This window comes from Nocardioides sp., from assembly GCF_964229035.1.
Lineage (GTDB): Bacteria > Actinomycetota > Actinomycetes > Propionibacteriales > Nocardioidaceae > Nocardioides.
On sequence record NZ_CAXRAZ010000011.1, the window covers coordinates 12,965 to 39,426 of the forward strand.

At 73.5% G+C, this 26,462-nt stretch carries 26 protein-coding genes; 17 read left to right on the forward strand and 9 right to left on the reverse strand.

The features are described from left to right. Positions 1-17: 17 nt before the first annotated feature. A complete protein-coding gene (locus ACERUN_RS04175; RefSeq protein WP_370288485.1) occupies positions 18-626 on the reverse strand; it encodes a TetR/AcrR family transcriptional regulator in 609 nt (202 codons plus the stop codon). A 158-nt stretch (positions 627-784) separates the two neighbouring features. Between ACERUN_RS04175 and ACERUN_RS04180 the strand changes: the two genes are divergently transcribed. Continuing rightward, positions 785-1,969 (forward strand): acyl-CoA dehydrogenase family protein, encoded by a 1,185-nt coding sequence (locus ACERUN_RS04180; protein ID WP_370288486.1) that lies wholly within the window; start codon positions 785-787, stop codon positions 1,967-1,969. A 45-nt stretch (positions 1,970-2,014) separates the two neighbouring features. On the opposite strand, the gene ACERUN_RS04185 is transcribed toward ACERUN_RS04180, so the two are convergent. Beyond that, positions 2,015-3,178, reverse strand: a complete 1,164-nt coding sequence (locus tag ACERUN_RS04185; RefSeq protein WP_370288489.1) for an acyl-CoA dehydrogenase family protein — start codon at positions 3,176-3,178, stop codon at positions 2,015-2,017. Positions 3,179-3,245: 67 nt separating this feature from the next. On the opposite strand from ACERUN_RS04185, the gene ACERUN_RS04190 reads away from it, so the two are divergent. Continuing rightward, positions 3,246-3,647 (forward strand): SCP2 sterol-binding domain-containing protein, encoded by a 402-nt coding sequence (locus tag ACERUN_RS04190; protein ID WP_370288490.1) that lies wholly within the window; start codon positions 3,246-3,248, stop codon positions 3,645-3,647. Between the two features lie 28 nt (positions 3,648-3,675). Here ACERUN_RS04190 and ACERUN_RS04195 read toward each other — a convergent pair whose 3' ends face one another. The 3 genes from ACERUN_RS04195 to ACERUN_RS04205 form a co-directional block, all read right to left on the reverse strand. After that, entirely contained in the window at positions 3,676-4,521 is an 846-nt protein-coding gene (locus ACERUN_RS04195) for an SDR family oxidoreductase (protein WP_370288491.1), read from the reverse strand. A 92-nt stretch (positions 4,522-4,613) separates the two neighbouring features. Continuing rightward, complete coding sequence (locus tag ACERUN_RS04200) at positions 4,614-5,177, reverse strand: TetR/AcrR family transcriptional regulator (protein ID WP_370288492.1); 564 nt, start codon at positions 5,175-5,177, stop codon at positions 4,614-4,616. Positions 5,178-5,256: 79 nt separating this feature from the next. Then, on the reverse strand, positions 5,257-6,678 hold the full coding sequence (locus ACERUN_RS04205; RefSeq protein WP_370288493.1) for an aldehyde dehydrogenase family protein: 1,422 nt from the start codon (positions 6,676-6,678) through the stop codon (positions 5,257-5,259). Positions 6,679-6,751: 73 nt separating this feature from the next. On the opposite strand from ACERUN_RS04205, the gene ACERUN_RS04210 reads away from it, so the two are divergent. The 8 genes from ACERUN_RS04210 (at position 6,752) to ACERUN_RS04245 (ending at position 14,384) form a co-directional block, all read left to right on the forward strand. After that, positions 6,752-8,044, forward strand: coding sequence for a cytochrome P450 (locus ACERUN_RS04210; protein WP_370288495.1), 1,293 nt, complete (start codon positions 6,752-6,754; stop codon positions 8,042-8,044). A 108-nt stretch (positions 8,045-8,152) separates the two neighbouring features. Beyond that, the gene (locus ACERUN_RS04215; protein WP_370288497.1) at positions 8,153-8,467 is read left to right on the forward strand and encodes an STAS domain-containing protein; all 315 of its coding nucleotides are present in this window, start codon (positions 8,153-8,155) and stop codon (positions 8,465-8,467) included. A 277-nt stretch (positions 8,468-8,744) separates the two neighbouring features. Further along, positions 8,745-9,515, forward strand: coding sequence for a response regulator (locus tag ACERUN_RS04220; protein WP_370288498.1), 771 nt, complete (start codon positions 8,745-8,747; stop codon positions 9,513-9,515). Positions 9,516-9,649: 134 nt separating this feature from the next. Beyond that, entirely contained in the window at positions 9,650-10,138 is a 489-nt protein-coding gene (locus tag ACERUN_RS04225; RefSeq protein ID WP_370288499.1) for a hypothetical protein, read from the forward strand. Between the two features lie 28 nt (positions 10,139-10,166). Beyond that, positions 10,167-10,634 carry a PPOX class F420-dependent oxidoreductase gene (locus ACERUN_RS04230; RefSeq protein WP_370288500.1) on the forward strand — a complete coding sequence of 156 codons (468 nt, stop codon included), beginning with the start codon at positions 10,167-10,169 and terminating at the stop codon, positions 10,632-10,634. Between the two features lie 96 nt (positions 10,635-10,730). Then, positions 10,731-11,015: a DUF1490 family protein gene (locus tag ACERUN_RS04235; RefSeq protein ID WP_370288502.1), complete on the forward strand. Its 285-nt coding sequence runs from the start codon at positions 10,731-10,733 to the stop codon at positions 11,013-11,015. 5 nt (positions 11,016-11,020) lie between these two features. Continuing rightward, a complete protein-coding gene (locus tag ACERUN_RS04240; protein WP_370288503.1) occupies positions 11,021-13,990 on the forward strand; it encodes a heavy metal translocating P-type ATPase in 2,970 nt (989 codons plus the stop codon). A gap of 70 nt (positions 13,991-14,060) precedes the next feature. Beyond that, entirely contained in the window at positions 14,061-14,384 is a 324-nt protein-coding gene (locus ACERUN_RS04245; RefSeq protein WP_370288504.1) for a putative quinol monooxygenase, read from the forward strand. Here ACERUN_RS04245 and ACERUN_RS04250 read toward each other — a convergent pair. The 4 genes from ACERUN_RS04250 to ACERUN_RS04265 form a co-directional block, all read right to left on the reverse strand. Then, positions 14,306-16,609, reverse strand: coding sequence for a diguanylate cyclase (locus ACERUN_RS04250; protein ID WP_370288505.1), 2,304 nt, complete (start codon positions 16,607-16,609; stop codon positions 14,306-14,308). The two genes, ACERUN_RS04245 and ACERUN_RS04250, sit on opposite strands and share 79 nt — an antisense overlap. A gap of 302 nt (positions 16,610-16,911) precedes the next feature. Then, positions 16,912-17,763, reverse strand: coding sequence for a sigma-70 family RNA polymerase sigma factor (locus tag ACERUN_RS04255; RefSeq protein ID WP_370288506.1), 852 nt, complete (start codon positions 17,761-17,763; stop codon positions 16,912-16,914). Between the two features lie 124 nt (positions 17,764-17,887). Then, entirely contained in the window at positions 17,888-18,433 is a 546-nt protein-coding gene (locus tag ACERUN_RS04260; RefSeq protein WP_370288507.1) for a gamma carbonic anhydrase family protein, read from the reverse strand. 54 nt (positions 18,434-18,487) lie between these two features. Next, positions 18,488-19,108 carry a Crp/Fnr family transcriptional regulator gene (locus ACERUN_RS04265; RefSeq protein WP_370288582.1) on the reverse strand — a complete coding sequence of 207 codons (621 nt, stop codon included), beginning with the start codon at positions 19,106-19,108 and terminating at the stop codon, positions 18,488-18,490. A 242-nt stretch (positions 19,109-19,350) separates the two neighbouring features. Between ACERUN_RS04265 and nth the strand changes: the two genes are divergently transcribed. From nth to ACERUN_RS04300, 7 genes are all read left to right on the forward strand, one after another. After that, positions 19,351-20,088 (forward strand): endonuclease III, encoded by a 738-nt coding sequence (nth, locus tag ACERUN_RS04270; RefSeq protein WP_370288508.1) that lies wholly within the window; start codon positions 19,351-19,353, stop codon positions 20,086-20,088. Then, on the forward strand, positions 20,088-20,726 hold the full coding sequence (locus ACERUN_RS04275) for a TlpA family protein disulfide reductase (RefSeq protein WP_370288510.1): 639 nt from the start codon (positions 20,088-20,090) through the stop codon (positions 20,724-20,726). Before nth ends, ACERUN_RS04275 begins: the two co-directional genes overlap by 1 nt. A gap of 32 nt (positions 20,727-20,758) precedes the next feature. After that, positions 20,759-21,556, forward strand: coding sequence for a CoA pyrophosphatase (locus ACERUN_RS04280; RefSeq protein WP_370288511.1), 798 nt, complete (start codon positions 20,759-20,761; stop codon positions 21,554-21,556). Next, positions 21,553-22,737, forward strand: a complete 1,185-nt coding sequence (locus ACERUN_RS04285) for a MarP family serine protease (protein WP_370288512.1) — start codon at positions 21,553-21,555, stop codon at positions 22,735-22,737. Before ACERUN_RS04280 ends, ACERUN_RS04285 begins: the two co-directional genes overlap by 4 nt. 37 nt (positions 22,738-22,774) lie before the next feature. Continuing rightward, entirely contained in the window at positions 22,775-24,037 is a 1,263-nt protein-coding gene (locus tag ACERUN_RS04290) for an acyl-CoA dehydrogenase family protein (protein WP_370288513.1), read from the forward strand. A 54-nt stretch (positions 24,038-24,091) separates the two neighbouring features. Further along, positions 24,092-24,862, forward strand: a complete 771-nt coding sequence (locus ACERUN_RS04295; protein WP_370288514.1) for an enoyl-CoA hydratase/isomerase family protein — start codon at positions 24,092-24,094, stop codon at positions 24,860-24,862. Positions 24,863-25,113: 251 nt separating this feature from the next. After that, positions 25,114-26,349, forward strand: a complete 1,236-nt coding sequence (locus ACERUN_RS04300; RefSeq protein ID WP_370288516.1) for an NADH:flavin oxidoreductase — start codon at positions 25,114-25,116, stop codon at positions 26,347-26,349. The last annotated feature ends 113 nt before the right edge of the window (positions 26,350-26,462 follow it).

The window sequence follows — 26,462 nt, forward strand, 5'->3', positions numbered from 1 at the left end:
CGAGGGGGCGGATCCGGTCAGCCGAGCAGAGCGGTGCGGGCCAGCTGCTGGAGGCGCTCCACGTGACGACGGGTGGGCTCCTCGCGCGGGTCGAAGGCCTTGGTGAGCGCCATGCCGCGCAGGCTCGTGAACACCACCTCGCGCACGGCCTCGTAGCCGGGCCGGGCGACGAGCTCGGGGCCGAAGAAGTCGTCCATCGACTCGCGAACGGCCCGGGCGATCTCGCGCTCCCCCGGCAGCAGCGCCTCGCGCAGCGAAGGTCGGGTGCGGGCGGCGACCCAGAGCTCGGTGGCCGCCCAGAAGTAGGGCTGGGTGAAGGTCTCGGCCATCGTGGCCACCACGGCGTCGATGCGCGGGCCGAGCTCGTCGGGCCACTCGTGGCGGGCGCCGAGCTCGCCCACCCGCGCGCGGGCGAGGTGCTGCGAGGCGGCGATGAGGAGCGCCTCGCGCGAGGGGTAGTGGTGCAGCAGTCGCCCGCGGGTCACGCCCGCCCGCTCCTGGATGCGCAGGGTCGAGGCCCCGGCGTAGCCCTCCTCGAGCATCACCTCCACGGCGGCGTCGAGGATGCGACGGCGCACGTCGACGCTGCGACTCTGCACGGCGCGGGGCGCCGGCGTCTGCGTCATGGCGGGCTCCCTCGGGCTGCGTGCCAGGCTGGTGGACGACGTCCGGGCAGGCTACAGTCGCAGTAACCGGTCAGCGCTGACTGTTTAGTCCGCGGAATGTCGCCCGCTCCACCGCAACCCGCGCCCCGCACCTCGCACCCGTCGAAGGAGATCGCTCGATGAGCACCTCGCCGTCGCTCAACCACCGTCTGGGCTTCTACACCGACGACCACGAGGCCTACCGCGCCTCGGTGCGGGAGTTCGTCAAGCGCGAGGTGGAGCCCCACTACCTGCAGTGGGAGGAGGAGCGTCTCGTGCCGCGCAGCGCCTGGCTGGCCGCGGGTGCGAACGGCATCCTCGGCGTGGCCGTGCCCGAGGAGTTCGGCGGCGGCGGCGAGTCGGACTTCCGCTTCCCGATGGTGGCGGCCGAGGAGATGGCCGCGGTCGGCGCGAGCTCCTACAGCCTCGGGCTGCGGCTGCAGGACGACATCGTGCTGCCCTACTTCCTCGACCTCCCGAGCGAGGAGCAGAGGAAGGAGTGGCTGCCCGGCATCGCCAGCGGCGAGATCATCACCGCGATCGCGATGACCGAGCCGGGTGCCGGCTCCGACCTGCAGGGCATCCGCACGAGCGCCGTGCGCGACGGCGCCCACTGGGTGCTCAACGGCGCCAAGACCTTCATCACCAACGGCATCAACGCCGACCTGGTGGTCGTCTTCGCCCGCACGGACCCCGACGCCGGCTCGCGCGGTTTCTCGCTCTTCGTCGTCGAGCGCGACATGCCCGGCTTCGAGCGCGGTCGCAAGCTCGACAAGGTGGGCATCCCCGGTCAGGACACCGCCGAGCTCTTCTTCTCCGACGTGCGTCTGCCGGCCGAGAACCTGCTGGGTGAGGAGGGTCAGGGGCTCATCTACCTGATGCAGCGCCTGCCGCAGGAGCGGCTCTCGCTCGCCGTCCAGGCGCTCGCCGGCGCGGAGGCCGCGCTGGCCTGGACGCGCGACTACGTCTTCGAGCGGCAGGCCTTCGGTCAGCGGGTCGGCGACCTCCAGGCCACGCGCTTCGAGCTCGCCGATCTCGAGACCGAGGTCGAGGTCGGCCGCGCCTACGTGCAGAACGCCGCCCTCGCACTGAATGACGGCACGCTCACCACGGCCGAGGCGTCCAAGGCCAAGTTGTGGCTCACTGAGATGCAGGTGCGCGTGACCTCGCGCTGCCTGCAGCTCTTCGGCGGCTACGGCTTCATGAACGAGTACCCCATCGGGCGCGCCTACCGCGACTGCCGGGTGCAGACCATCTACGGCGGCACCAGTCAGATCATGAAGGAGATCATCGGCCGCGACATCGCGGGCCGGTACCGCGACTGACGCGATCCGGCCCGCCGCCCACCCCGCCCCGAGGCGGGGCCGAGGTCACTTCGCGCGGTAGCGGGCCGCCTGGTCGCGCCCGATGATCTCCTTCATGATCTCGGTCGTCCCGCCGTAGATCGTCTGGATGCGGGCGTCGCGGTAGGCCCGGCCCACCGGGTACTCCAGCATGTAGCCGTAGCCGCCGAACAGCTGGACGCAGCGGGTGGTGATCCTCAGCTGCAGCTCGGTGAGCCACCACTTGGCCTTGGCGGCGTCCACCGCGGTGAGGTCCTCCTCGTTGAGCGCCTCGACGCACCGCTCGATGTAGGCGCGGGCGACGTCGAGCTCGGTCTCCATCTCGGCCAGCTCGAAGCGGGAGTGCTGGAAGGAGCTGATGGAGGACTTGAAGGCGGTGCGTTCGGCGGTGTACTCCAGCGTCTGCTGCAAGGTGGCCTCGGCCGCCGCCAGCGCACCCATCGCGATGTACATGCGCTCGCGAGGCAGGCGCTGCATCAGGTAGGGCAGGCCCTGGCCGACCTCGCCGAGCACGTTGTCGGCGGGGATGCGCACGTCGGAGAAGAAGAGCTCGGCGGTGTCCTGCCCGTCGAGCCCCACCTTGCGCAGCTGGCGCCCGCGCTCGAAGCCGGGCATGTCGCGCTCGACGACGAACAGCGAGAAGCCGCGCGAGCCGGCGTCGGGATCGGTGCGGGCGAAGACGACGACGTGGTCGGCCTGGATGCCGCTGGAGATGAAGGTCTTGGCGCCGTTGAGCACCCAGTCGGAGCCGTCGCGCACGGCTCGGGTGGAGATGCCCTGCAGGTCGGAGCCCGCGCCCGGCTCGGTGAGGCCGAGGGCGCCGATGAGCTCGCCGGCGGCCATGCCGGGCAGCCAGCGCTTCTTCTGCTCGTCGCTGCCGAGGTCGACCAGGTAGGGCGAGACGAGGTCGTCCTGCAGGCCGAGGGTGAGCGCGTAGGAGGTGGCGTTCACGCGCGCGGTCTCCTCGGCCACCACGCAGCGGAAGCGGTAGTCCGGCTCGCCGAGACCGCCGTACTCCTCGGGGATCAAGAAGCCGAGCAGCCCGATCTCGGCGGCCGCCGTCCAGGCGCTGCGGTCGACGGCTCGCGCGTCCTCCCACTCCTCGACGCGGGGGGCGACCTCCTTCTCCAGGAAGGGCCGCACCGCGGCGCGGAACTCCTCGTGGACCTGGTCGTAGAAGCGCGAGCGCACGGCACACCTCCGGGTGAGCATAAGATGAGTTATGATTCGGGCGGTTCCAGTCTAGAGGAGGCTCCCGATGCCGTTCGCCGACAGCGACGAGGTCCGTGACTACATCGGCGGCGTCTTCGTCGACGCCTTCGCCGACACCGAGGTCGGCCCGAAGCTGCGGGCCACGGGCCTGGTGCTCGGGTTCGTGCTGAGCGATCCGGACACCGTGCTCGTGGTCGACACCGCCACCGGGACCGTCGGCGACAGGGCGTCGATGCCCGCGCCCACCGCGACGATGACGATGTCGGCCGACATCGCGAGCGCCTATTGGCAGGGCAAGGTGAGCCTCCCGCTCGCGATGGGGCGCCGCCAGATCAAGGTCGAGGGCAGTGTCGCGGCTCTGCTGAAGCTCGCCCCGCTGTCGACGAAGCTCATGCCCGCCTACGTCCAGCGGCTCGAGGACGACGGCCGCCACGACCTGCTCGTCTGAGCCCCTCGCCCGCGGCGGCCGGCGCCGCTCAGGACCGCTTGACCCGCGCGGCGTAGTCGGCGCGCGCCGCGGCGTCGAAGCGCAGGAAGGTGTCGTAGGCGCCCATGCGGGTGTTGAGCGCGTCGCGCAGGCGTCGGCCGAGGAAGGGCTGGGAGCGCAGCATCGGCCCGACGATGCGCGGCACGAAGACGTCCTTGCGCCCGGAGTGCAGCGCCTCGACGATACCCGCGGCGACGTCCTCGGGCTCGATGTTGGCGATGCCCTTCAGGCCCGAGGTGCCGGCGACGAGGTCGGTGTTGGTGAAGGCGGGCATCACGCAGGTCAGGTGCAGCCGCTCGCTGCCGAACTCCACGCGGGCGGCCTCGGTGGCGTGGATGACCGCCGCCTTCTCGGCGCAGTACGTGACGCCGCCGGGGATCGGGGCCAGGCCGGCGGTCGAGGCCACGTTGACGACGTGCCCGTGGCCCTGGGCGGTGAAGCGGCGTAGGGCCAGGCGCATGCCCGTGAGCACGCCCTGCACGTTGATGAGGAGCGAGCGGTGCTCGACGTCGTCCTCGAGGTCGAGGAAGGGGCCGATCGGCATCACGCCCGCGTTGTTGATCATCACGTCCAGGCCGCCGAGCCAGGCGGCGGCCTCGTCGACGAAGGAGGCCAGGCTCGCGGCGTCGGTGACGTCGAGGCTCAGCGCCAGCGCGCGGTCGCCGAGCCCTGCGGCGGCCTCCTTGACGGCCACCTCGTCCACGTCGCCGAGGACGACGCTGGCCCCCTCGGCCAGGCATGCGCGCGCGGTCGCCAGGCCGATGCCCCGAGCGGCTCCGGTGATCGCGACGCGGCGTCCGTGCAGCCGCCGTGTCGGGGTCTGTGATGTGGCCATGGGGTCCCCCTCGGGGTGTGCGCGGGCGGCCTCGTCGCCGCTCCTCCCCGCGAGCATAAGTCAACTTATGGAATGGTGAAAGAGGGTGGCGCTCAGCGGCTGCGGACCGCCTCCGTCGTCCAGCCCGAGGCCTCGACGACGGCGACGAGGATCCGCTGGAGGACGGCGTCCAGGTGCTCGGGGCGCGCGTCGTTGGCCTCGATCTGCTCGAACCCCACGAGCGTGAACATCGCCATCCGGGCGAAGTGCCGCGCCTCCTCGGCGTCGTCGAACATCTTCGACATCGCCCGGAAGATCGCCTCCTCGCGCAGCCGGTCCACGCGCGCCTGGGTGGCGGCCACCGTCGGATCGGCCAGACTCCAGGCGCGGATCGCGGCCTCCGAGCGGTGAGGGGTGCTCAGCGCGCGCTCGCGCAGCAGGGTGAGTGCCGCGATGGGGTCCTCGGCCTGGTCGGCGAGCTCGGCGATCTGCAGGGTGCGCTGCTCGGTCCAGTGCTCGAGGAAGCGGCCGGTGAAGTCCTGCCAGCTGCCGAAGTGCGTGTAGAAGGAGCCGGTGGTCACCCCGAGGGCCTGGCACAGCCGCTGCTGCTTGAGCGCCGGGTAGCCCTCGGCGGCCAGCAGGTCCATCGTGACGTCGAAGTAGTCCTGTGCTCCCACGCGTCGCGCCACGGCGACCCACCCCCTCGCTCCCGGGCCGCGCCCGATCTCCGACGACCCTAGTGGCCGCCGGGCCGGCTCAGAACAGCGCGCGGATCACGCGGCGGGTGAGTCGGTTGTAGGGCGGGTAGACGATGCGGGGGTCGAAGCCGGTCGGCCGGCTCACGTGCGAGGAGCGGTGGCTGAAGGCCTCGAAGCCGTAGCGCCCGTGGTAGGCGCCCATCCCGCTCGTGCCGACCCCGCCGAAGGGGAGGCCGGGGGCGAGCACGTGCACCGCCACGTGGTTGGTGAGCACCGCGCCGGCGCTCACGCCGTCGCGGAAGCGGCGGGCCACCGCGTCGTCCTCGGTGAACACCGAGGCCGCCAGCGGCTTGGAACCGGTGGCGATGTGCTCGAGCGCGGCGCCGAGGCCGTCGACCGGCACGAGCGGCAGGATCGGCCCGAAGATCTCCTCCGTCATCAGAGGGCTGGCCACGTCGGGGTCGAGGACGACGGTCAGGTCGGCCCGGCCCGCGTCGACGTCGATGTCGCCCCCCGCGATCACGCTGCCGCCGTGGGCCTCGAGCAGGCCGCGCAGGCGGGCGGCGTGCCGGCTGTTGACGATCGGCAGGCGTCGGCCGCCGTCGCCGTTGGGGCTGAGCGCGCGCAGCTCATCGAGCAGGGCCCGCTGGAACGGGGCGAGCACGGACCGCTCGACCATCACGTAGTCGGGTGCGACGCAGGTCTGCCCGGAGTTGAGCAGCTTCGTCCAGGCGATGCGGCGCGCGGCGACGGCGATGTTGGCGTCCTCGGCCACGTAGATGGGGCACTTGCCCCCGAGCTCGAGGATCACCGGTGTGAGGTGCTGGGCCGCGGTGGCCATCACCGCCTTGCCGATCTCGGGGCCGCCGGTGAAGAAGGCGAGGTCGAGGCCCTGCTCCAGGATCTCCTGGGTGACCTCCGGCCCGCCCTCGAGGACGACGAACGCGTCGGTGTCGAGGTGGCGGCGCACCAGCTCGCCCAGCACCCGCGCGGCGTTCGGCGTGTGCTCGGAGGGCTTGAGGACCGCGCAGTCACCCGCCGCGATGGCGGCCACGAGGGGACCGAGGGTCAGGTAGAAGGGGTAGTTCCAGGGCCCGATGATCACCGCGACGCCGAGCGGCTGGTACTCGATCCAGGCCTTGCCGGGCTGCTGCGAGAGGGGCAGTCCCGCACGCTGCGGGCGCATCCACCGCTGCAGGTGCTTGCGTGCGTGGCGCGCCTCGGCGGCCGTCGGTGCGACGTCGCCGAGGTAGGTGTCGTTCGCCGGGCGCCCGAGGTCGGCCTCCAGGGCGGCGGCGATGGCGGGCTCGCCCTCCTTGAGCAGCCGCTCGAGGGCCGCCAGCTGCTCGAGGCGCCAGCTCGCCGGTCGGGTGCGTCCGGTCGCGTGGGTCGCTCGCAGCCGGGTGACGGCCTCGACCGCCGTCTCCTGGCCCCGGCCCGACTCCCGCCCGGCCGACTCGTGCGCGCGGGTGCTGGTCATCGCTCCACCTCGGTGATCACTCGGGCCGCAGGGCCTCTCGACAGTGGTCGTAACTTAACTTATGGTCGCCCTCGTGACCAGCCTCACGTCGTACGACCCGATCGACATCTCCAGCCACGCCTTCTGGGCGGGCAGCGACCGCGAGCGCGACCTCGCCTTCGCCGAGCTGCGCCGCGAGCGCCCGGTGTCGTGGCACCCGCCGGCCGAGGGCTCGCTGCTCGGCGAGCCCGACGAGGCTGAGGGCGATGGCGGGCGCGGGCCCGGCTACTGGGCCGTCGTCCGCCACGGCGACGTAGAGGCGGTGAGCCGCGACCACCGGCGCTTCTCCTCGGCCCCCGAGCACGGGGGCGTGATGTTCGAGGACGTTCCCGCCGAGGTGCTGGAGATGACCCAGTCGATCCTCGCCATGGACGAGCCGCGGCACAACGTCACCCGCCGGCTGCTCGCCTCGGCCTTCACGCCGCGCCGGATCCGGGTGATCGAGGAGCAGATCCGCGCCCAGGCCGCGGCGATCGTGGACGCCTTCCTCGACGAGGGGCCCCGCGACCTCGTCGAGCAGGTGTCGACCCGGTTGCCGCTGTGGACCATCTCGGAGATGCTCGGCGTGCCGCAGGAGGACCGCGCGCGCGTCGTGGGTGCGGTCGACCAGATGGTCGGGCTGCACGACCCGGCCTACGTGGGCGAGTTCGGCGACCCGCTGATGGCGCTGATGATGGGGATCGGCGACCTGCACGACGTCGCTCAGAACCTCATCGACGCCCGTCGCTCGCAGCCCGCGGACGACCTCATGAGCGCCCTCGTCCAGGCCGAGGTCGACGGCGAGCGCCTCAGCGACGACGACATCCGCTCCTACTTCGTGCTCCTGGCCATCGCCGGCAACGACACCACGCGCAACACCACCACCCACGGCCTGCTCGGCCTCGCCGAGTTCCCCGACCAGCGCGACCTCCTCCTCGCCGGCGCGGGCGCGGATCTCGAGCGACACCTGCCGGGCCTGGTCGAGGAGTCCATCCGCTGGGGCAGCGCCGTGATGACCTTCCGCCGCACCGCCCTCGAGGACGTCGAGCTGGGCGGTCGTCGCATCGCCGCCGGCGAGAAGGTGGTGCTGTTCTACTCCTCGGCCAACCGCGACGAGACCGTGTTCGCCGACCCGTGGCGCTTCGACCTGACCCGCGACCCCAACCCGCACGTCGGCTTCGGTGGCGGCGGCATCCACTACTGCCTGGGTCACCACGTGGCACGCGCGCAGCTGCGGGCGCTCTTCCGTGAGCTGCTGACCCGCGTGCCCGACCTGGTGCTCGGTGAGCCGGAGATGCTGGCCGGCCACTTCATGCACGCGGTGAAGCGGCTGCCCTGCTCGCGGTGAGGCCGGCGGGGCCGCGACACGCCGGGGAGAGCGGATCGCGGTTCTGGTGAACCCTCGCGCCACCCTCGGCGTGTCGCGCCTTGTCGGCGTCCGTCTACTATCTCGCTCGTGGACCTCCAACCCCTGGCGTGCAGCTACGACGCTGACTCCGCCACCCTCTTTGTCTCCGGCTCGGTCGACGAGGTGTCCGGGGTGGTGCTGCGCTCGAAGATCGTCGAGCACTCCGACGAGTACCGCCGCGACCTGACCCTCGACCTGTGCGGGGTCGACCTCCTGCCGAGCCTCGGCATCGGCGTCATCGCCGTCGCCCAGCGCAACGCCGACCAGCTCGGTGCCACCATCGACCTGGTGGCTGCCCCGGGCTCGGTCGTGCAGCAGGTGCTCAACGTCTGCGGACTGCCCTACTCCGTGCGCGAGCGCTGAGCGCGCGCCGTCGGCCGGTCCCGCTCCCGCCGGCCCCGCCGGGTGCACCGCCGCCCGGGTCATCCAGATCACCCAGCTTCACCCCCGACCCCACCGGATCCATCGCGGGAGATCGGTTACCTCTCGGACGACCCCTGCTCCACCCCGGCCCCCACCACCCCGTTCGCCGGGCCCCCCGACGCCGATCATCGAGGTCCCTCGTGCACCACATCCCCGCGGTCACCGCCGCTCCCGTGGTCCTCGACCCCGTGGCCCTCGATCCCGCGGGCGGGGCGTCATGAGCGCCTCCGGCGAGGGCGCGGAGAAGGCGAGGCGCGCGTTCGTGCGCGTGCTCCTCGTCGACGACGTGCCGACCTCGCGGGAGGCCGTCCGCGCGGCGCTGTCCCAGGCGGGCGGCTTCGACGTCGTCGGCGAGTCCGCCTGTGACGACACCGCCGTCGCGCTGGCCCGCGACCTCGCGCCCGACGTCGTCGTCCTCGACCTCGGGCTGCCCGAGCTGGGTGGTCGCGAGCTGCTGCTGCGCGTGCAGGAGCACGCGCCCACGGCAGGGGTCGTGATCGTCTCCAGCCCCGACTCCGACCACGGCGCGAGCGACTTCAGCGACACCGCCCACGACCTGTCGCGCGACGCCGAGGTCGAGCACCTCGTCGACGTGCTGCGCCGCGCGGCGGGAGCCACCGAGGGTCCGAGCTCGCTGGCCCTGCCGTGCGACCTCGCCGAGGTCGGGCGGGCCCGCAGCTTCGTGCGCGACCGGCTCCTCGAGTGGGAGCTGCCGCACCTGGTCGACATCGCCCACCTCGTGGTGAGCGAGCTGGCCGCCAACGCCGTCAACCACGCTCACTCGGCCTACGAGGTGAGCGTGTCGCGCGCCGCCGCCTCGGTGCGCATCGCCGTGCGCGACCACGGGCCGGGCATGCCGGCGCCGGCGGTGCAGGAGATCGGCTCCGAGGACGGCCGCGGCCTGCTGCTGGTCTCCGCCATGGCGCAGGCCTGGGGAGTGGAGCCTCGCACGGGCGGCAAGATCGTCTGGGCCGACCTGCGCCGGTGACGCCCGGCCGCGTGCCCAGGGCCCTCGTAGGCTCGCGGCAGGCCCGGCTCCGGCCGCGCCAGTCCCGCTCCCCGCAACCTCTGAGGAGTCCTCTCGTGCGCACTCTCGGCTGTCGCCGGCCTCCCGTCCGGTCCGTGCCGCTGCGACGTCTCGCCCTCGTCGCGGCCGGCCTGCCGCTCGCGCTGAGCCTGGCCGCGTGCGGCTCCGACGACGGCGCGGGCGCAGCGGGCGACGGCGACCCGGGGAGCAGCGGCGCGGTCATCGACCCCGCGGCCACCCCGACGCTGTCGAGCGGAGCGGCCGGCGCCGACGAGCAGAGCAAGGTGGCCGGCGCCGTCGAGGCCGTCACCACGATCGCCCCCGCGCTCGAGTCGGCCGTGCGCAGCGAGACCTACCCGATGAGCCTCGACGAGGCCCGTGAGCGCATCGAGGCCGCCGGGCTCACCCCCGCCGCGCCCCTGGTGGTCGGCGGCTACCTCTACCACCCCGAGTCGGTCGAGTTCACCCTGTGCATCGAGGACTCCACCACCGGCGCCTACGCCACCTACGACACCGGGCCGATGGCGCCGGGCGCCGCCGCCCCGAGCGGCGGCTGCCAGACCGCCGACCTGTCCCCCCGCTGACCACCCCGCCTCTCGGAGGAGCGATCCCATGGCCCGCACCATCGCCACCGCGACCCGCGTCGAGATCGACGAGCTGCTCGACTTCGTCCGGCCCCGCCACCACTTCCTGCTCATCACCCGTCGCTCCGACGGCTCGCCGCAGGCCTCGCCGGTGAGCGGCGGCGTCGATCCCGAGGGCCGCCTCGTCATCGCCACCTACCCCGAGCGGGCCAAGGTGCGCAACGCCCGCGCCGACGCGCGGGTGAGCGTCGTCGTCCTCAGCGACGAGTGGGACGACGCCTGGGTGCAGGTCGACGGCACCTGCGAGGTGCTCGACGTCCCCGACGCCCTCGACGCCTTCGTCGACTACTTCCGCTCCATCGCGGGCGAGCACCCCGACTGGGACGAGTACCGCCAGGCGATGATCGACCAGGGCAAGTCGCTGCTGCGCATCACCCCGGAGCGCTGGGGCCCCATCGCCACCGGCGGCTTCCCGGCCCGGCTCGCCGACTCCTGAGCCGCCGCGCCCACGCGCCGCGCCACGCTGACCCTGTGGCTACCCTGAGCCCGATCGGACCTCCGGGCCGCACGGCCCCGACCGCAAGGAAGCACGATGCTCTCACTACTGGCGAAGGCGGGCTCGACCGTCCTCACGGGTCTCGTCGGCGCTGCCGCCTGGGACGGCGTCAAGAAGGCCGTCGACGGCGGGGTACTGCGTGAGACGGCCGTGAGCACCGCGGCGGCCGGCCTGCGCGGCAAGCGCAGCCTCGAGGCCGGGGCGGAGCGCGTCCGGCTGGCCACCGGCGACATCGTGGCCGAGGCACGCGAGCGGGTGGGCGAGCAGGCGCCGCCGCCGGGTTCCGATCTCGTCGGCCACGGTCACGACCACGACCACTGACGTCGGTGGACGAGCAGCCGGTCTCGCCGGCTCAGGTGCCGCAGGGCCCTGAGGCCCCCCGCCTCGTGGCACTCGCCGCCTCGGCGGGTCGAGTCCGTATCAGCGTGCCCGCGCTGCGCGGCTCGCGCGGACGCGCGGTGCACGCCGAGGAGATGCTCGACGCCGTTGAGGGCGTCCGCGCCGTCCATGCCTACTGGCGCACCGGGCAGGTCGTCGTGTGGTTCCGGCCCGGGGCCTGCGACGTGGACCGGCTGGTCGCGATGCTGGGCGGGCTCAGCGCGGTGCCTGCGCTCCCGGCCGAGCGCCTCCCGCGCTCCGACGAGGTCTCCAACGGCGACATCGTGCGGATCGCCCTGGGCGGCGCGGCGCTGCTCCTGCTGGGCGGACGCCGCTACGTGCTCCGTCGTCCGCCGGTGCTGGGCCCGACCTCCCGCACGCTCGCCACGGGCGTCACCATCGCCACCGGCTATCCCTTCCTTCGCGGCGCACTCCGAGGGCTCGCGGGTGGTCGCGGCCTCGGAACCGACGCGCTCGTCTCGGCCGCCACCGTGGCCAGTCTCGCGCTGCGCGAGAACGTGGTGGCCCTCACCGTGCTGTGGCTGCTCAACATCGGCGAGTACCTCCAGGACCTCACCCTGCGGCGCACCCGTCGCGCCATCCGCGACCTCCTCACCGGGGCGCAGGACGACGCCTGGGTGCGCCGCACAGCGCTCGACGGCACCACCGTCGAGCAGCGGGTGCCCATCGAGGACCTCCGGGTGGGCGACCTCGTCGTCGTCCACGACCACGTGGCGCTGCCGGTCGACGGGGAGGTCGTCGAGGGCGAGGCCGTGGCCGACACCTCGGCCATCACCGGGGAGACCCTGCCGGTCAGGGTCGAGACGGGTCGGATGCTCCACGCGGGCACGGTCGTGATGAAGGGTCGCATCGTCGTGCGCGCGAGTGCCGTCGGCCGCGACACCGCGATCGGCCGGATCATCACCCGCGTCGAGGAGGCGCAGCACGACCGGGCGGCGATCCAGACGGTCGGTGAGAACTTCTCGCGGCGTTTCGTCCCGGCGTCGCTCCTGCTGGCCGCCGGCACCTTCGTCGTGACCCGCGACGTCCGGCGCGCGATGACGATGCTGCTGATCGCCTGCCCGTGCGCGGTGGGCCTCTCGACCCCCACCGCCATCAGCGCTGCGATCGGCAACGGCGCTCGTCGCGGCATCCTCGTCAAGGGCGGCTCGCACCTCGAGCTCGCCGGTCGGGTCGACGCCGTCGTCTTCGACAAGACCGGCACCCTCACCATCGGCCGACCGGTGGTCACCAACGTGGTGTCCTTCCGCAGCGACTTCGAGGCCGAGCAGGTGCTGGCCTACGCCGCGAGCTCGGAGATCCACTCGCGCCACCCGCTGGCCGAGGCCGTCATCCGCTCCACCGAGGAGCGCCACATCGCCATCCCCGAGCACGAGGAGTGCGAGGTGCTGCTCGGGCTGGGCATGCGCACCATCGCCGATGGTCGCACCATGCTGCTGGGGAGCACCGCGCTGCTGGAGCGCGAGGGAGTGGGCGTCACCGCCGACGCGCTGGCGTGGGTCGACCGCCTGCGGGCGGCGGCCGAGACCCCCCTCCTGCTCGCCATCGACGGGCGTCTCACCGGTCTGGTCAGCCTGCGCGACACCGTGCGTCCCGAGGCCCGCGACGTCATCGAGGCCCTGCGGGCCGACGGGGTGCGGCGCATCGTGATGCTCACCGGCGACCATCCGCAGGTCGCGGCGGCGGTGGCCGCCGAGCTCGGCATCGACGAGTGGCGCGCCGAGGTGATGCCGGAGCACAAGCAGGACGTCGTCAGGAGCCTGCAGCAGGAGGGCCACACCGTCGCGATGGTGGGCGACGGCACCAACGACGCCCCGGCCCTGGCGCTGGCCGACGTCGGCATCGCGATGGGCATCGGGGGCACCGACGTGGCGCTCGAGGCCGCCGAGATCGCCCTCGCGGGCGACGACCTCACCCGCCTGCTCGACCTGCGCGAGCTCGCCCGCCACACCGTGCGCACGATCCGGCAGAACTACGGCATGTCGATCGCCGTCAACGCGGTCGGGCTGGCCGTGGGCGCCGGAGGGGCGCTCTCGCCGGTCGCTGCTGCGCTCCTGCACAACGCCTCATCGATCGCGGTGGTGGCCAACTCGGCCCGCACCACCCGCCACCAGCTTCCGTCGTCCGCCCCCGCCTCCGCTCCTCGGGCTGCGGCGGTGCCATCGGTGTCGGTGTCGGAGCCGGCGCCGGGAGCGGTGCTCGGGGTCGACGGCTGTCGCAGCGGCTGGGTCGGGGCCGTCTGGACGCCGGGCGCTCCCGCCGTCCAGGTGGTGCGTGCCGACGACATCGACACGCTCGTGCGCCTCGCGCGTGCCCAGCACGACGTCCGGCTCGTGGGTATCGACATCCCCATCGGCCTGCCCGACGACAGCATCCGGCAGGCCGACGTGCTCGCGCGGCGGGCCCTGCCCGGCAAGGCGTCGTCGATCTTCACCACGCTGACGCGCGCCGCCTACGCCGAGACCGACCGGGCGAGCGCCGACGCGGTCAACCGCCGGCTCACAGGCCAGGGCGTGGGGGCCCAGGCCTTCGCGATCGCAGCCAAGATCCGCGAGGTCGACACCTGGTTGCGCGAGGGCGGGGCGTCGGAGGCCGGGATCGAGATGATCGAGGTGCACCCGGAGGTCACCTTCGCCGCGATCAGCGGCGCGCCGATCCGCGCGCCGAAGCGCACGCCCGAGGGCCGGGCGTTGCGGATCGCGGCCCTCGCCGCGGTCGGCATCGAGGTGCCCGACCCGCTCGTGCCGGCGGGGGAGCGCGGCGTCGCGCCCGACGACGTCGTCGACGCCTGCGCCGTCGCGTGGACGGCGGCGCGCCGCGCCGCGGGCGAGGCGGAGTGCCTGCCCTCACCGCCGGAGAGGTTCAGCGACGGTCTGCCGGCGGCCATCCATCGCTGAGCGGCGCCCGGGTTGGGGCGGTCTCCTAGGTTCGAGAGGTCCCGTACCGCCAGCGCCAGGAGTCGCCCCGATGATCGTCATCACCGCCAAGTTCCGCATCAAGCCCGAGCACGCCGACGCCTGGCCCGAGATCAGCCGCTCGTTCACCGAGGCCACCCGCGCCGAGCCCGGCAACCTGTGGTTCGACTGGTCGCGCAGCCTCGAGGACCCCACCGAGTACGTGCTGGTCGAGGCCTTCCTCGACGACGCCGCCGAGGCCCACGTGACCTCCGAGCACTTCAAGGCCGCCCAGGCGGAGCTGCCCGGCTACCTGGTTCAGACCCCGCGCATCGTCAACGCCACCGTGCCCGGCACCGACTGGTCCGAGCTCGGCGAGATGGCCGTCGGCGACTGATCGCCCGCGGTGGGCGGCGCGGTGCGCACGACGTGCTGGTCGCGGCCGCGACGCTTCGCGACGTAGAGCATCCGGTCGGCCGCCTCCAGGAGGTGGGCCGCCGAGAGGCCGGCGCCCTGCACGGACCTCGGCAGGAGCACGCCGCCGACGCTGGCCGTCACGCGCCGCGCAGGTCCCTCCGGTGAGCCGGCCGCATGGTCGCGCACGGCCCGCACCAGGGCGCTGGCGACGCGCTCGGCGTCCACCAGGTCCACCCCCGGCACGAGGACGGCGAACTCGTCGCCGCCGATGCGTGCCAGCAGGTCGTCGGTGCGCAGGCTCGTGCGCAGGCGGGCCGCGAGGTCGACCAGCAGGCGGTCGCCGGCCCCGTGGCCGACGAGGTCGTTGACGTCCTTGAAGTGGTCGAGGTCCAGCAGCAGGAGGGCGCCTCCGGCCACCTGCCCGGGCAGGGGCGGTCGGCAGGCGGCGGCGAGCTGCTCCTCGAACCAGCGACGGTTGACCAGGCCGGTCAGCGGGTCGTGGTGGGCGAGGTGCTGCAGCCGGGCCTGCAGCCGCATCTGCTCCGAGACGTCGACCACGGTGGTGACCACCTCGGGGTCGCCGTCGTCGGCGCGGAGCAGGCTGCTCGACAGGCTGAGGGTGCGCACGCGGCCCCGGGCGTCGCGTACCTGCCAGACGGTGCCCTCGTCGCGCGCCGCTCGCGTCTCGTCGTCCACGGTCGCCCGCAGGTGCGCCGCGAGGGTGTCGTCGTCGGTGCGCGCGGACCACTCGCTGAACAGCGAGTCCTCCAGCCGCTCGGGGGAGCGGCCCAGCAGGGCGCTGAGCGCGGGGTTGACCCGGCGCAGCCGACCGTCGGCGTCGAGCACCGCGATGCCGTGCGGGGCGGCGTCGAAGAGTCGCTCGGCGCGGTCGCGGGCGGCGGCGATGTCGCGCTCGCGGGCCCGGTCGAGGGTCACGTCGCGAGCCACGACCAGCAGCTCCGGGCCGCCGTCGTGCCGCCCGGGCAGCGCGGTGGCCGAGACCTGCATCTGCCGACCGTCCTCGGTGGGCATCTCCTGGGTGACCTGCTCGCCCGCGCGCACCTGCTCCACGAGCGTATCGAGGGTCGCGGCGTACTCCTCGGGTGCGAGCGCGGTGAGCGGGACGCCGCCGGCCGACGCCAACGCCGGCGTCCACGGTCCGGCGCCGGCGACCCGACCGATGCGCAGCTCGGCGTCCACGGTCATCACGGTGGTCTCGGGGAGGCTGCCGAGCAGCACCGCCCACTGCGCCTGCGACTCGCGCAGCTCGGCGATCATGCGCCGCTCGTGGTCGCGGGTGAATGACAGGGCCAGCCCCACCGCCATGGTCAGCAACACGTAGAGCTGGATCACCAGCGCCCGGTGGGTCGGGTCGTCGACGACGGCGAACGGACCCTGGCCGTTCAGGGTGAAGGTGATCACCAGCCCCGTGCAGAGCACGCCGTGCAGCGCCGCCACCGCCGGCCGGCAGCGCAGACCCACGAGCAGGGTCGGCGCCAGGACGAGGAAGGCGAGCGAGTGGCCGGCCGGACCGCGGAAGACGGCGACGTCGAGTGCCACCGTGGCGACCGTCGCCGCGGCCGCGATCCCGAGCCCCCGCGCGGTGCCCGGTCGGGGCCGGGGACGGCGCAGCTCCCGGACGCCGAGGAGCCCGATCAGGGCCACCGTCACCAGGCCGACCGTGTTGCGTCCCCACCACACCCAGAAGCCGAGCACGTCGAGGCGTCCGGAGGCGGCCCAGACCACGAGCGTGCCGATCCCCGCCGCGCAGAGGCAGGCCAGCGCCGCCGCCGCTGCGAGGGCGCCGAGCGAGCGGACGTCGTCCACGCGCACCGGCGCCGTCGCCGGCCGACCCGGTCCTGCCTGCCGGGGTGCCAGCACGGTGACCACGACGGCCTGCACCGTGTTGGTCAGCCCCACCAGCGCCGCCACCTCGGCGGTGGCGCCGGTGAGGAGGTAGGCGAGCACGCTGCCCGCGGCGATCCCCGCGAGAGCGGCACCGAGGACGACGGGGCCGCGGCGTCGGGCCCACAGGGCCCAGAGGGCACCGATCCCGGCGGCCGGGCAGACGAGGCTCAGGTGCGGCTCGGCGATGATCGTGGCCCGACCGAGCAGGGCGGCCCCGAGGAACACGACGAAGGACGACGCGCTGCACACCGTCGCGTGCAGCGGCCCGGGGCCGAGGTCGAGCCGACGCGGGAGCATGCCGGATGATCGGCCGGCGACGCGGCGACCTGAGCCTTTCACCCAACCTGATCGACGAAGATTCTCACTCGCGTGTGACGAGGGCGCGCGCGGGTAATGACGGAGCAGTCGATGCCGTCCGGACTCGGGCCGCCGTCGGCAAGGCCCCGGCCAGGTTGGCGCCGTGTGCGGCCGGGGCCGCTCCCCCTTCTCCCGGCGCTGCCCTCTCCCCGCGCTGCGGCCACAACCACGACCGCGACCGCCGTCCGGTGAGGACGACGGTCGCGGCGGCGGCGACCCGCGGTGCGCGGGCGGGGGGTGGCTCAGGCGGCGAGCTGCAGCTCGTCGGTGCCGATGGCGGCGCGCAGGTCCTTGAGGATGCGCTGGAGCAGGCGCGAGACCTGCACCTGGGTCACGCCCAGCTCGTCGGCGATCTCCTGCTGGGTGAGCTGGTCGTAGAAGCGCATCCGCAGGATCCAGCGATCGCGCGGCTTGAGGCGGCGGCACGCGGGGCCGAGCATCGCCACCGCCTCGCCGTGGGCGAACCCGGTGTCCTCCTGCGCGAGGAGGTCGCCGAGCGCGCTGCCGGAATCCGAGACGGGCTCGTCGAGCGAGGAGGTGCGGGCGAGGTCGCCCGACCCCTTGACCTCCTCGACCTCGGCCGGGGTGCAGCCGAGCTCGTCGGCGATCTCGGCGATCGTCGGCGGCCGACCGAGCACCTGGCCGAGCAGCTCCTCGGCCTCGACGAGCCGGGGGCGCATCTCCTGCACGCGACGCGGCGGGCGCACGGCCCACGTGGTGTCGCGGAAGTAGCGCTTGAGCTCGCCGAGCACGCTGGGGACGACGAAGACGAGGAGGTCCTCGCCGCGGGCGGGGTCGAAGTTCTGCACGGCGCGGGTGAGCGCGAGGCTCGCGACCTGCTCGAGCTCCTCCATCTGCTGGCCGCGGTTGCGGTAGCGGGCGGCAAGCGAACGAGCGACCGGCAGGTTGATCACGATGACCTCGTCGATGAGGACGTCGCGCTCGGGCCCGGTGAGCTGCGAGGCACGGGCGAGCAACTCGGCGGTGCGCGCCTTACGCTCCTCCGAGGCGGCGCGGCGGTTGCCGCGCGGGGACCAGGCGGGGCTGGTCGGGATCGTGGGGATGGTGCTGGTGGTGAGAGGGGCGACAGACATCAGGTACTCCCGTTGTCGGAAGTGAACGTGGCGGTTGGCTTGACCACGGTTGGTGCGTCGCAGGTATTACTGCCCCGGTAGTTGAGTACGAAACCTCAACATGCTGTCGAAGTTGTTCAATTTTCTACGAGTGCTCCGAGGGCCCCTCGATCGCCCGCACCCCGGCGCGGTGGCGGCGGGCGAGGTCGGCGTAGTACGGCGCGTTGGTCTCGACCCACACGGCGGCGCCGGTGCCCTCGATCGGCTTGCGCACCTGGGCGGGCGCGCCCGCCGCGAGCACGCCCTCGGGCACCGTCGTGCCGGGGGTGATGACCGATCCGGCGGCCACCAGCGAGCCGGCGCCGACGCGGGCGTCGTCCAGCACCGTGCTGGCGTTGCCGAGCAGACCCTTCTCGCCGATCGCGGCGCCGTGGAAGACGCAGCCGTGGGCGATCGTGGCGTGCGGGCCGATCTCGACCACCACCTCGGGCGCGCCGTGGACGACGGAGTTGTCCTGGATGTTCGAGCCCTCGCGCACGATGATCGTGCAGATGTCGGCGCGCAGCACCACGCCGTACCAGATGCTCGCCCCCGCCTCGACGCGCACGTCGCCGATCAGGGTGGCGGTGGGCGCCACGAAGGCGTCGGGATGGACCTGGGGGCTCTTGCCCTCGAACTCGAACAGCGGCACCCGCCCAACCTAGTGGGCCGATGCCGCTGCTCGGTGTGCTGCGGTGCGGTCTGCTCAGCGCGCCCGGCGGGCCATGCGCTCCATGTCGAGGATGACGACCGAGCGGGGCTCGAGGCGCAGCCAGCCGCGCGAGACGAAGTCGGCGAGCGCCTTGTTGACCGTCTCGCGCGAGGCGCCGACCAGCTGGGCGAGCTCCTCCTGCGTGAGGTCGTGGTGCACGTGGACGCCGTCGTCGGCCGTGCGGCCGAAGCGGTCGGCGAGGTCGAGCAGCGCCTTGGCGACGCGGCCCGGCACGTCGGAGAAGACGAGGTCGGCCACGACGTCGTTGGCCTTACGCAGGCGGCCGGCGAGCTGCGCGAGCAGTCCGCGCGCCACCGCGGGGCGGCCCTCGAGCCAGCGCAGGAGGTCCTCGTGGGACAGCGAGGCGAACTCGGCGTCGGTGACCGCGGTGACCGTGGCCGAGCGCGGGCCGGGGTCGAAGAGCGAGAGCTCGCCGAACATCTGACCCGGGCCCATGATCGCCAGCAGGTTCTCGCGCCCGTCGGACGACGTGCGACCCAGCTTCACCTTGCCCTCGAGGACGACGTACAGCTTGTCGCCGCTGTCGCCCTCGTGGAACAGAACCTCGCCGCGGCGAAGACGCGTGGTCGCCAGGGACGTGCGCAGTGCCGCCATCGCCTCGTCGTCGAGAGCGCTGAACAGTGGCGCCTGACGGAGAACGTCGTTGTCCACTCTTCCTCCAAACTCGCGTGCGCCGCAGTCCGCCCTCACAGGGCGGAGACACCGCGTGCGCATGGGCATCCTAGCCAGTGGGCCAGGTCACATGGTGCCACCGGGGCCCTCGGCGCGGCTCGCGACGAGTCCGGGCGACGGCGTCGGCAGGCGGGCGCGAGGCGCCGATGCGTACGCTGAGCGACGTGGGGGAGACCGTACGGCCGCGCAAGGCCATCGACATCGGCGCGGAGACCCCGACGGGGCTGGTGCGCCGCGCCCGCCGCATCGATCGCGTGCTGGCCGAGACCTACCCGGATGCCCGGGCCGAGCTCGACTTCGACGACGCGTTCCAGTGCCTCGTGGTCACGGTGCTGTCGGCGCAGACCACCGACAAGAGGGTCAATGCGGTGCGCCCGACCCTCTTCGCCGCCTATCCCGACGCCGCCGCGATGGCGGCCGCCGACCGGGCTCACCTCGAGCAGATCGTCGGACCGCTCGGCTTCTTCCGCGCCAAGACCGAGTCGCTGCTGAAGCTGAGCAGCGACCTCGTCGAGCGCTTCGACGGCCAGGTGCCCGGGCGCCTCGAGGACCTCGTCACCCTGGCCGGGGTGGGGCGCAAGACGGCCAACGTGGTGCTCGGCAACGCCTTCGACGTGCCGGGCATCACCGTCGACACCCACTTCGGCCGCCTCTCGCGACGACTGGGCTTCACCGAGGAGACCGATCCGGTGAAGGTGGAGCACGCCGTCGGCGCGCTCTTCCCCAAGCGCGACTGGACGATGCTCTCGCACCACCTCATCTGGCACGGGCGCCGCCGCTGCCACGCCAAGAAGCCCGCGTGCGGAGCCTGCCCGGTGGCTCGGTGGTGCCCCTCCTACGGCACCGGGCCGACCGACCCGGTGGAGGCCGAGAAGCTGGTGCGCACCGAGGGGCCGAACTGATGCGGCGTCGCGTCGCCGCGACCGCGCTGGTCGCCTGCGGAGCGCTGCTCGTGGGCTGCAGCGACGGCGGCTCGTCGTCCGCGAGCGCCTGCGACATCGACGTCACCACGCCTGACCTGGCGCGCGACCGCACGGCCGCCGGTATCGCCGACTGCGACTGGCCCGAGCCCGGCACCGAGGGGGCGGGCGCTGCGGCGAAGCTGCCCGACGTCCGCCTCGAGTGCCTGGGAGGCGACACCGCGCGCTCGCTCGCGCAGGTGCCCGGCCCCGCGGTGATCAACTTCTGGGCCTCCAACTGCGGGCCGTGTCGCAAGGAGATGCCGGTGCTGGCCGAGTTCGACCGCCGCTACGGCGACCAGGTGCGGGTGATCGGTGTCGACCACCTCGAGACCTACCCGGGCGCCGCCCTCGACCTCGCCCGGCAGAGCGGCGTGCGCTACCCCTCGCTGGCCGACCCCTGCGGCGCCCTGCAGAAGACCGACCTCGTCATCCAGGGCAAGCCGCAGTTCGTGTTCGTCGCCCCCGACGGCTCGACGACGCAGGTGCCGGGCGGCATCGACTCGCTCGAGCGGCTCATCGAGCTGGTGCGCACGGGCACCGGCGTCGACGTCACCGCGGCCCGGGGCGGCGCCGGGTGAGCGCCGGCGCGAGCGTCCCCGCGACGCCGGCCATGCCTCCCGAAGTCGCGGCCGCCCTCGTGGACGACGTGCCCACCGCCCTGCCCGCCGACCTCCCGGCGTGGCTGCTGCCGGTGGCCGACGGAGCGCGGCGCATCCGGGGCAGCGACCTCACCGCCTTCCTGCCCCCGGAGGACGCCGAGGTGCGCCGCGGAGCGGTGCTCATGCTCTTCAGCGACGGCGAGCAGAGCGAGGGGAGCGCGGACGGACCGGGCGGCGACGTCCTGCTCACCGAACGCGCCCACGACATGCGCTCGCACCCGGGCCAGGTGTCCTTCCCCGGCGGCTCGATCGACCCCGGCGAGACGCCGGTGCGGGCCGCGCTGCGCGAGGCCTGGGAGGAGATCGGCGTCGACCCGGCCGAGGTCGCGGTGTTCGCCACGCTGCCCGAGCTGTGGCTCCCGCCGTCCAACTTCGCCGTCACCCCGGTGCTGGCCTGGTGGCGCCGCCCCGGCGAGGTGCGCGTCGCCTCGCCCGAGGAGGTCCACGCCATCCACCGGGTCGCACTGGGCGAGCTCGTCGAGCCGGAGTACCGCATCGCCGTGCGCCATCCCGCCGGGTTCACCGGTCCCGGGTTCCTGATCGGACCCGACAAGGACGTGATCCTCTGGGGGTTCACGGGCGGGATCCTGACCCGATTCCTCGCCTTCCTCGGGTGGCTCCCTCCGGTGGACGATCCGCCGGTGCATGATCTGCCCGACTACATGCTCGCCGAGTACGAGCGCCGGGTGCGGCGCGACGGCGGGCGGGCGCAGGACGCCATGGACATCGACGAGGAGGTGACGGGGTGAACCTCCTCGACTGGCTGCTGGTGCTCCTCGTGCTCGCCTATGCCCTGTCGGGCTACTGGCAGGGCTTCGTCACCGGCGCCTTCGCCACGGTCGGCCTGCTCGCCGGCGGCGTGGGCGGCATCCTGCTTGCGCCCGTGGTGCTGGGCCGGCTCGACCCCTCGCTCGCGGTCTCGCTGGGCGCGCTGTTCATCGTCATCCTCTGCGCCTCGCTCGGCCAGGCGCTCCTGCAGTACGCCGGCGCGCGGGTGCGCGAGCGCATCACCTGGCAGCCCGCGCGGGCCCTGGACGCCGTCGGCGGAGCCGTGCTGAGCGCGTTCGCCGTCCTGCTCGTGGCCTGGGCGCTCGGCGTGGCCGTCTCCGGCACCCGGATCGGTCCGGTCACCGAGCTCGTGCGCAGTTCCACCGTGCTCGCGAAGGTCAACGGCGCCCTGCCGGGCGCGGCGCCGCGCACCCTGCAGGCCTTCAACAACGTGGTCGGCACCGGCTTCTTCCCGCGCTACCTCGAGCCGTTCGCCCCCGAGCAGATCGTCGAGGTCGCCCCGGGGCCGGGCACCCTGCCCCGCGACCCCGCCGTGCGGGCGGTGCGCCAGAGCGTGGTGAAGATCCGCGGCGCCAACAACTGCGGACGCGGCGTCGAGGGCACCGGCTTCGTCTACGCCCGCAACCGCGTGATGACCAACGCGCACGTCGTGGCGGGCGTCAGCGATCCCGAGGTGAGCATCGACGGCGGCACCGAGCTGGCGCGCGTCGTCCTCTACGACCCCCGCCTCGACGTCGCGGTGCTGGCCCTCGACACCGGCGACACCCGGGCGCTGCGCTTCGACTCCTCCACCGGCGCCGGCGACCCCGTGGCCGTGCTCGGCTTCCCGCAGGACGGCCCGTTCAACGCCCAGACCGCCCGCGTGCGCGCGCAGCAGAACCTCCGCTCGCCCGACATCTACGGCGCGGGCACGGTGGTGCGCGAGGTCTTCTCGCTGCGCGGGCTCGTGCGCCCCGGCAACTCCGGTGGCCCGATCGTCACCCCGGCCGGCCGCGTGGCCGGCGTGGTCTTCGCCGCCTCGGTCACCGACCCCGAGACGGGGTACGCACTGACGGCCAACCAGGTGGCCCAGCGCGCCGCCGAGGGACGGCAGCGGGGCCGCGACGGCGGCGAGGTCGACACCGGTCGCTGCGCCTCCTGACCGTGCGCCCCTCGCGGGCTGGGGCAGACTGGGGGCCATGACAGGGTCGTCGATGTATCCCGCGTTCCCGGCGCCGAGCGAGCGCGCCGTCCAGTTGTTCGACGAGATGCGACGATTCGTCGAGGACGAGGTGCTGCCGGCCGAGGAGGCCTACGAGCGCTACCGCGAGGAGGTCGGCCCCGACGACCACGAGGTGCCGCCCGTGGTGGAGGAGCTGAAGAAGAAGGCGCGCGATCGCGGTCTGTGGAACCTCTTCCTGCCGCACGAGTCGGGCCTGACCCAGCTGGAGTACGCCCCGATCGCCGAGCTCTCGGGCTGGAGCCCCGAGCTCGGGCCGGAGGCCATCAACTGCGGCGCCCCGGACACCGGCACCATGGAGCTGCTGCACCTCGTGGGCACCCCCGAGCAGCAGCAGGCATGGCTCACCCCGCTCCTCAAGGGCGAGATCCGCTCCGCGTTCGCGATGACCGAGCCGGCCGTGGCCTCCTCGGACGCCACCAACATCGAGACCCGCATCGAGCGCGACGGCGACGAGTACGTCGTCAACGGTCGCAAGTGGTGGATCTCGGGTGCGGCCGACCCGCGCTGCCGGGTGCTCATCGTGATGGGCAAGACCGACCCCACCGCCGCCACCCACCGCCAGCAGTCGATGCTCATCGTGCCGATGGACACCCCGGGGCTGAAGGTCGAGCGCTCCTACCCGGTGTTCGGCCGCCAGGACCAGCACGGGCACTGCATGATCTCCTTCACCGACGTCCGCGTGCCGGTCACCAACCTGCTCGGCGAGGAGGGCGGCGGTTTCGCCGCCGCGCAGATGCGCCTCGGCCCGGGCCGCATCCACCACGTCATGCGCGCCCTCGGAGCCGGTGAGCGGGCGCTGGCGATGATGGTCGAGCGGGCCCGCACGCGCACGGCCTTCGGTGGTCTGCTGGCCGAGCAGTCCTCGGTGCGCGAGAAGATCGCCGAGTCGCGCATCGAGCTCGAGCAGGCCCGGGCGCTGTGCCACCTGGCGGCGCGCACGATCGACGCCGAGGGCAACAAGGCCGCCCGCCACTACATCGCCGCCGCGAAGGTCGCCGTGCCCCGCGCGGTACTCAACGTGATCGACCGCGCCATCCAGATCCACGGCGGCGCCGGCGTCAGCGACGCCACCGTGCTGTCGTCGCTCTACGGCTGGCACCGCGCGATGCGCATCTTCGACGGCCCGGACGAGGCGCACCTGACCACGCTGGGTCGCGCCGAGCTCTCCCGCGACCCGCTCTTCACGCTGCCGCGCGGGCTGCACGACCAGTTCCGCTGACCAGCTGAGCCCCCGACCGGCTCCCCACCGCCCGACCAGAGAAGGACCGCTCCCGTGCCCCTCGTCGACTACGCCTTCGCCGACGGCGTCGCCCGCATCACCCTCGCCGACGGCGATCGCGGCAACGCCATCAACTTCGAGTCGGTGGCCGCGCTGCACGACGCCGTGCGCAGCGCCCACCGCGACGCCGCCCGCGTGATCGTGCTGGCGGCCGAGGGTCGCTTCTTCTCCGTCGGCGGCGACCTCGGCACGATGGCGGCCGCCGACGACCGTCGCGTCGCCCTCGACGACCTCGCCGAGGCGCTCCACCGCGTGGTCAGCGAGCTCATCCGCAGCGACGCGGTCGTGGTGAGCGTCGTCCACGGCACGGCGGCGGGCGCGGGCTTCCCGCTCGCGGCGGCGGGCGACGTCGTGATCGCGGCCGAGGGCGCGAAGTTCAGCCTCGCCTACGGCAAGGTCGGGCTCTCGCCCGACGGCGGCAGCTCGCTCATGGTGCACACCCTCGGCCTGCACCGCACCCTGCGCCTCGCGCTCCTCGGCGACCTGCTCACCGCCGCCGAGGCCCACGCCGCCGGCCTCGTGGCCCGTGTCGTGCCGGCCGACGAGCTCGCCGCCACGGTGGAGGAGGTCGTCGCGGTGCTGGCCGCCGGCTCCGGCTCCGCCAACGCCGCCGCCAAGCGCCTGCTGCGCCGCGCCGCCGCCCCCGACCCCGAGGCCGCCCTGCGCGAGGAGTCGCTCGCCATCAGCGCCCAGTCGGTCACCCCCGACGGCCTCGAGGGGGTCGCCGCCTTCCTCGCCAAGCGCGCCCCCTCCTTCAACGCCTGACGCCGAGAGGGCGCGGTGCGGCTGCCGAGAGAGCGCGGTGCGGCTGCCGAGGGGGCGCGGTGCGGCTGCCGAGAGGGCGCGGTGCGGCTGCCGAGAGGGCGCGGTGCGGCTGCCGAGAGGGCGCGGTGCGGCTGCCGACAGGGCGCGGTGCGGCTCCCGAGAGGGCGCGGTGCGGCTCCCGAGAAGGCGCGGTTGATGGCGACGGCCTGGCCTCGCTAGAACGTGTTCCAATTTTCTGGCACCATGCTGGGGTGACGACGACGCCCGACGTGTTCGATCCGGTCGACCTCGGGCCGGTGCGCCTGCGCAACCGCACGGTCAAGGCGGCCACCTTCGAGGGCCGCACGCCGCACGGCCAGGTGACCGACGAGCTCATCGCTTATCACCGCGCACCCGCGGCGGGCGGGGTCGGGCTCACCACGGTCGCCTACCTCGCGGTGGCGCCGGAGGGTCGCACCCACCGCGAGCAGATCGTGGTGGGGGAGGACACGCTGGCGGGCCTGTCGCGGCTGGCGGCCGCCGTCCACGAGGAGGGCACGGCGATCGCCGGGCAGGTGGGCCACGCGGGCCCCGTGGCCAACGGTCGCTCGAACGGCGCGGCGGCGATCGCGGCCAGCCCGATGCCGAGCCCGCTGTCGATGCAGATGGTGCGCGCGGCCACTGAGCGCGACCTCACCCGCGTGACCCGCGCCTACGTGGACGCCGCGCGCGTGCTCGTGCGGGCCGGATTCGACGTCCTCGAGCTGCACATGGCGCACTCCTACCTGATCTCGTCCTTCCTCGCGCCAGGTCTGAACCGCCGCCGCGATCGCTGGGGCGGTCCGCTCGAGCGGCGGTCTCGGCTGGCCCGACAGATCGCCCGGGTCGTGCGCGAGGAGGTCGGTGACGCGGCGGCGGTGACGGCCAAGGTGTCGCTCTCGGACGGTTTCGCCGGCGGCGTCACGACCGAGATGGCGCTGGACCTCGCGCGCCTCCTCGAGGACGACGGCCACCTCGACGCCCTGCAGCTGTCGGGCGGCTCCTCGCTGATGAACCCGATGTACCTCTTCCGCGGGGGCGTGCCGCTGCGCGAGTTCGCCGCCTCGATGCCGCTGCCGGTGCGCCTGGGCATGCGGACGCCGATCGGCTCGGGCTTCCTCAAGCGCTATCCCTTCGAGGAGGCCTACTTCCGCCTCAAGGCGCTGCAGATGCGCGAGGCGGTCGCGATGCCGCTCATGCTGCTCGGCGGCATCAACGACCTGGCCACGATGCGCCAGGCGATGGCCGACGGGTTCGACCTCGTGGCGATGGGTCGCGCCCTGCTCCGCGAGCCCGACCTCGTCGCGCGGCTGCAGGCCGGCGAGGCCGCTCGTGGCGTCTGTTCTCACTGCAACCGCTGCATGCCCACCATCTACTCCGGCACCCGCTGCCCCGAGTGGTCGGCGGATCAGGTGATCGCGGTCGGGGCGGCGGGGCCGCTGGCGGCAGATTCACCGGCCGGCCGGTGAATCTGGCACCTGGACGACGGAGTTCCGTCGTCCAAGACGTAGAAACGTCGTCCAGGTCCGACGACCTCGACGCCGCCCCTACCCAAGAACTAGAACCTGTTCTAGATTGACCC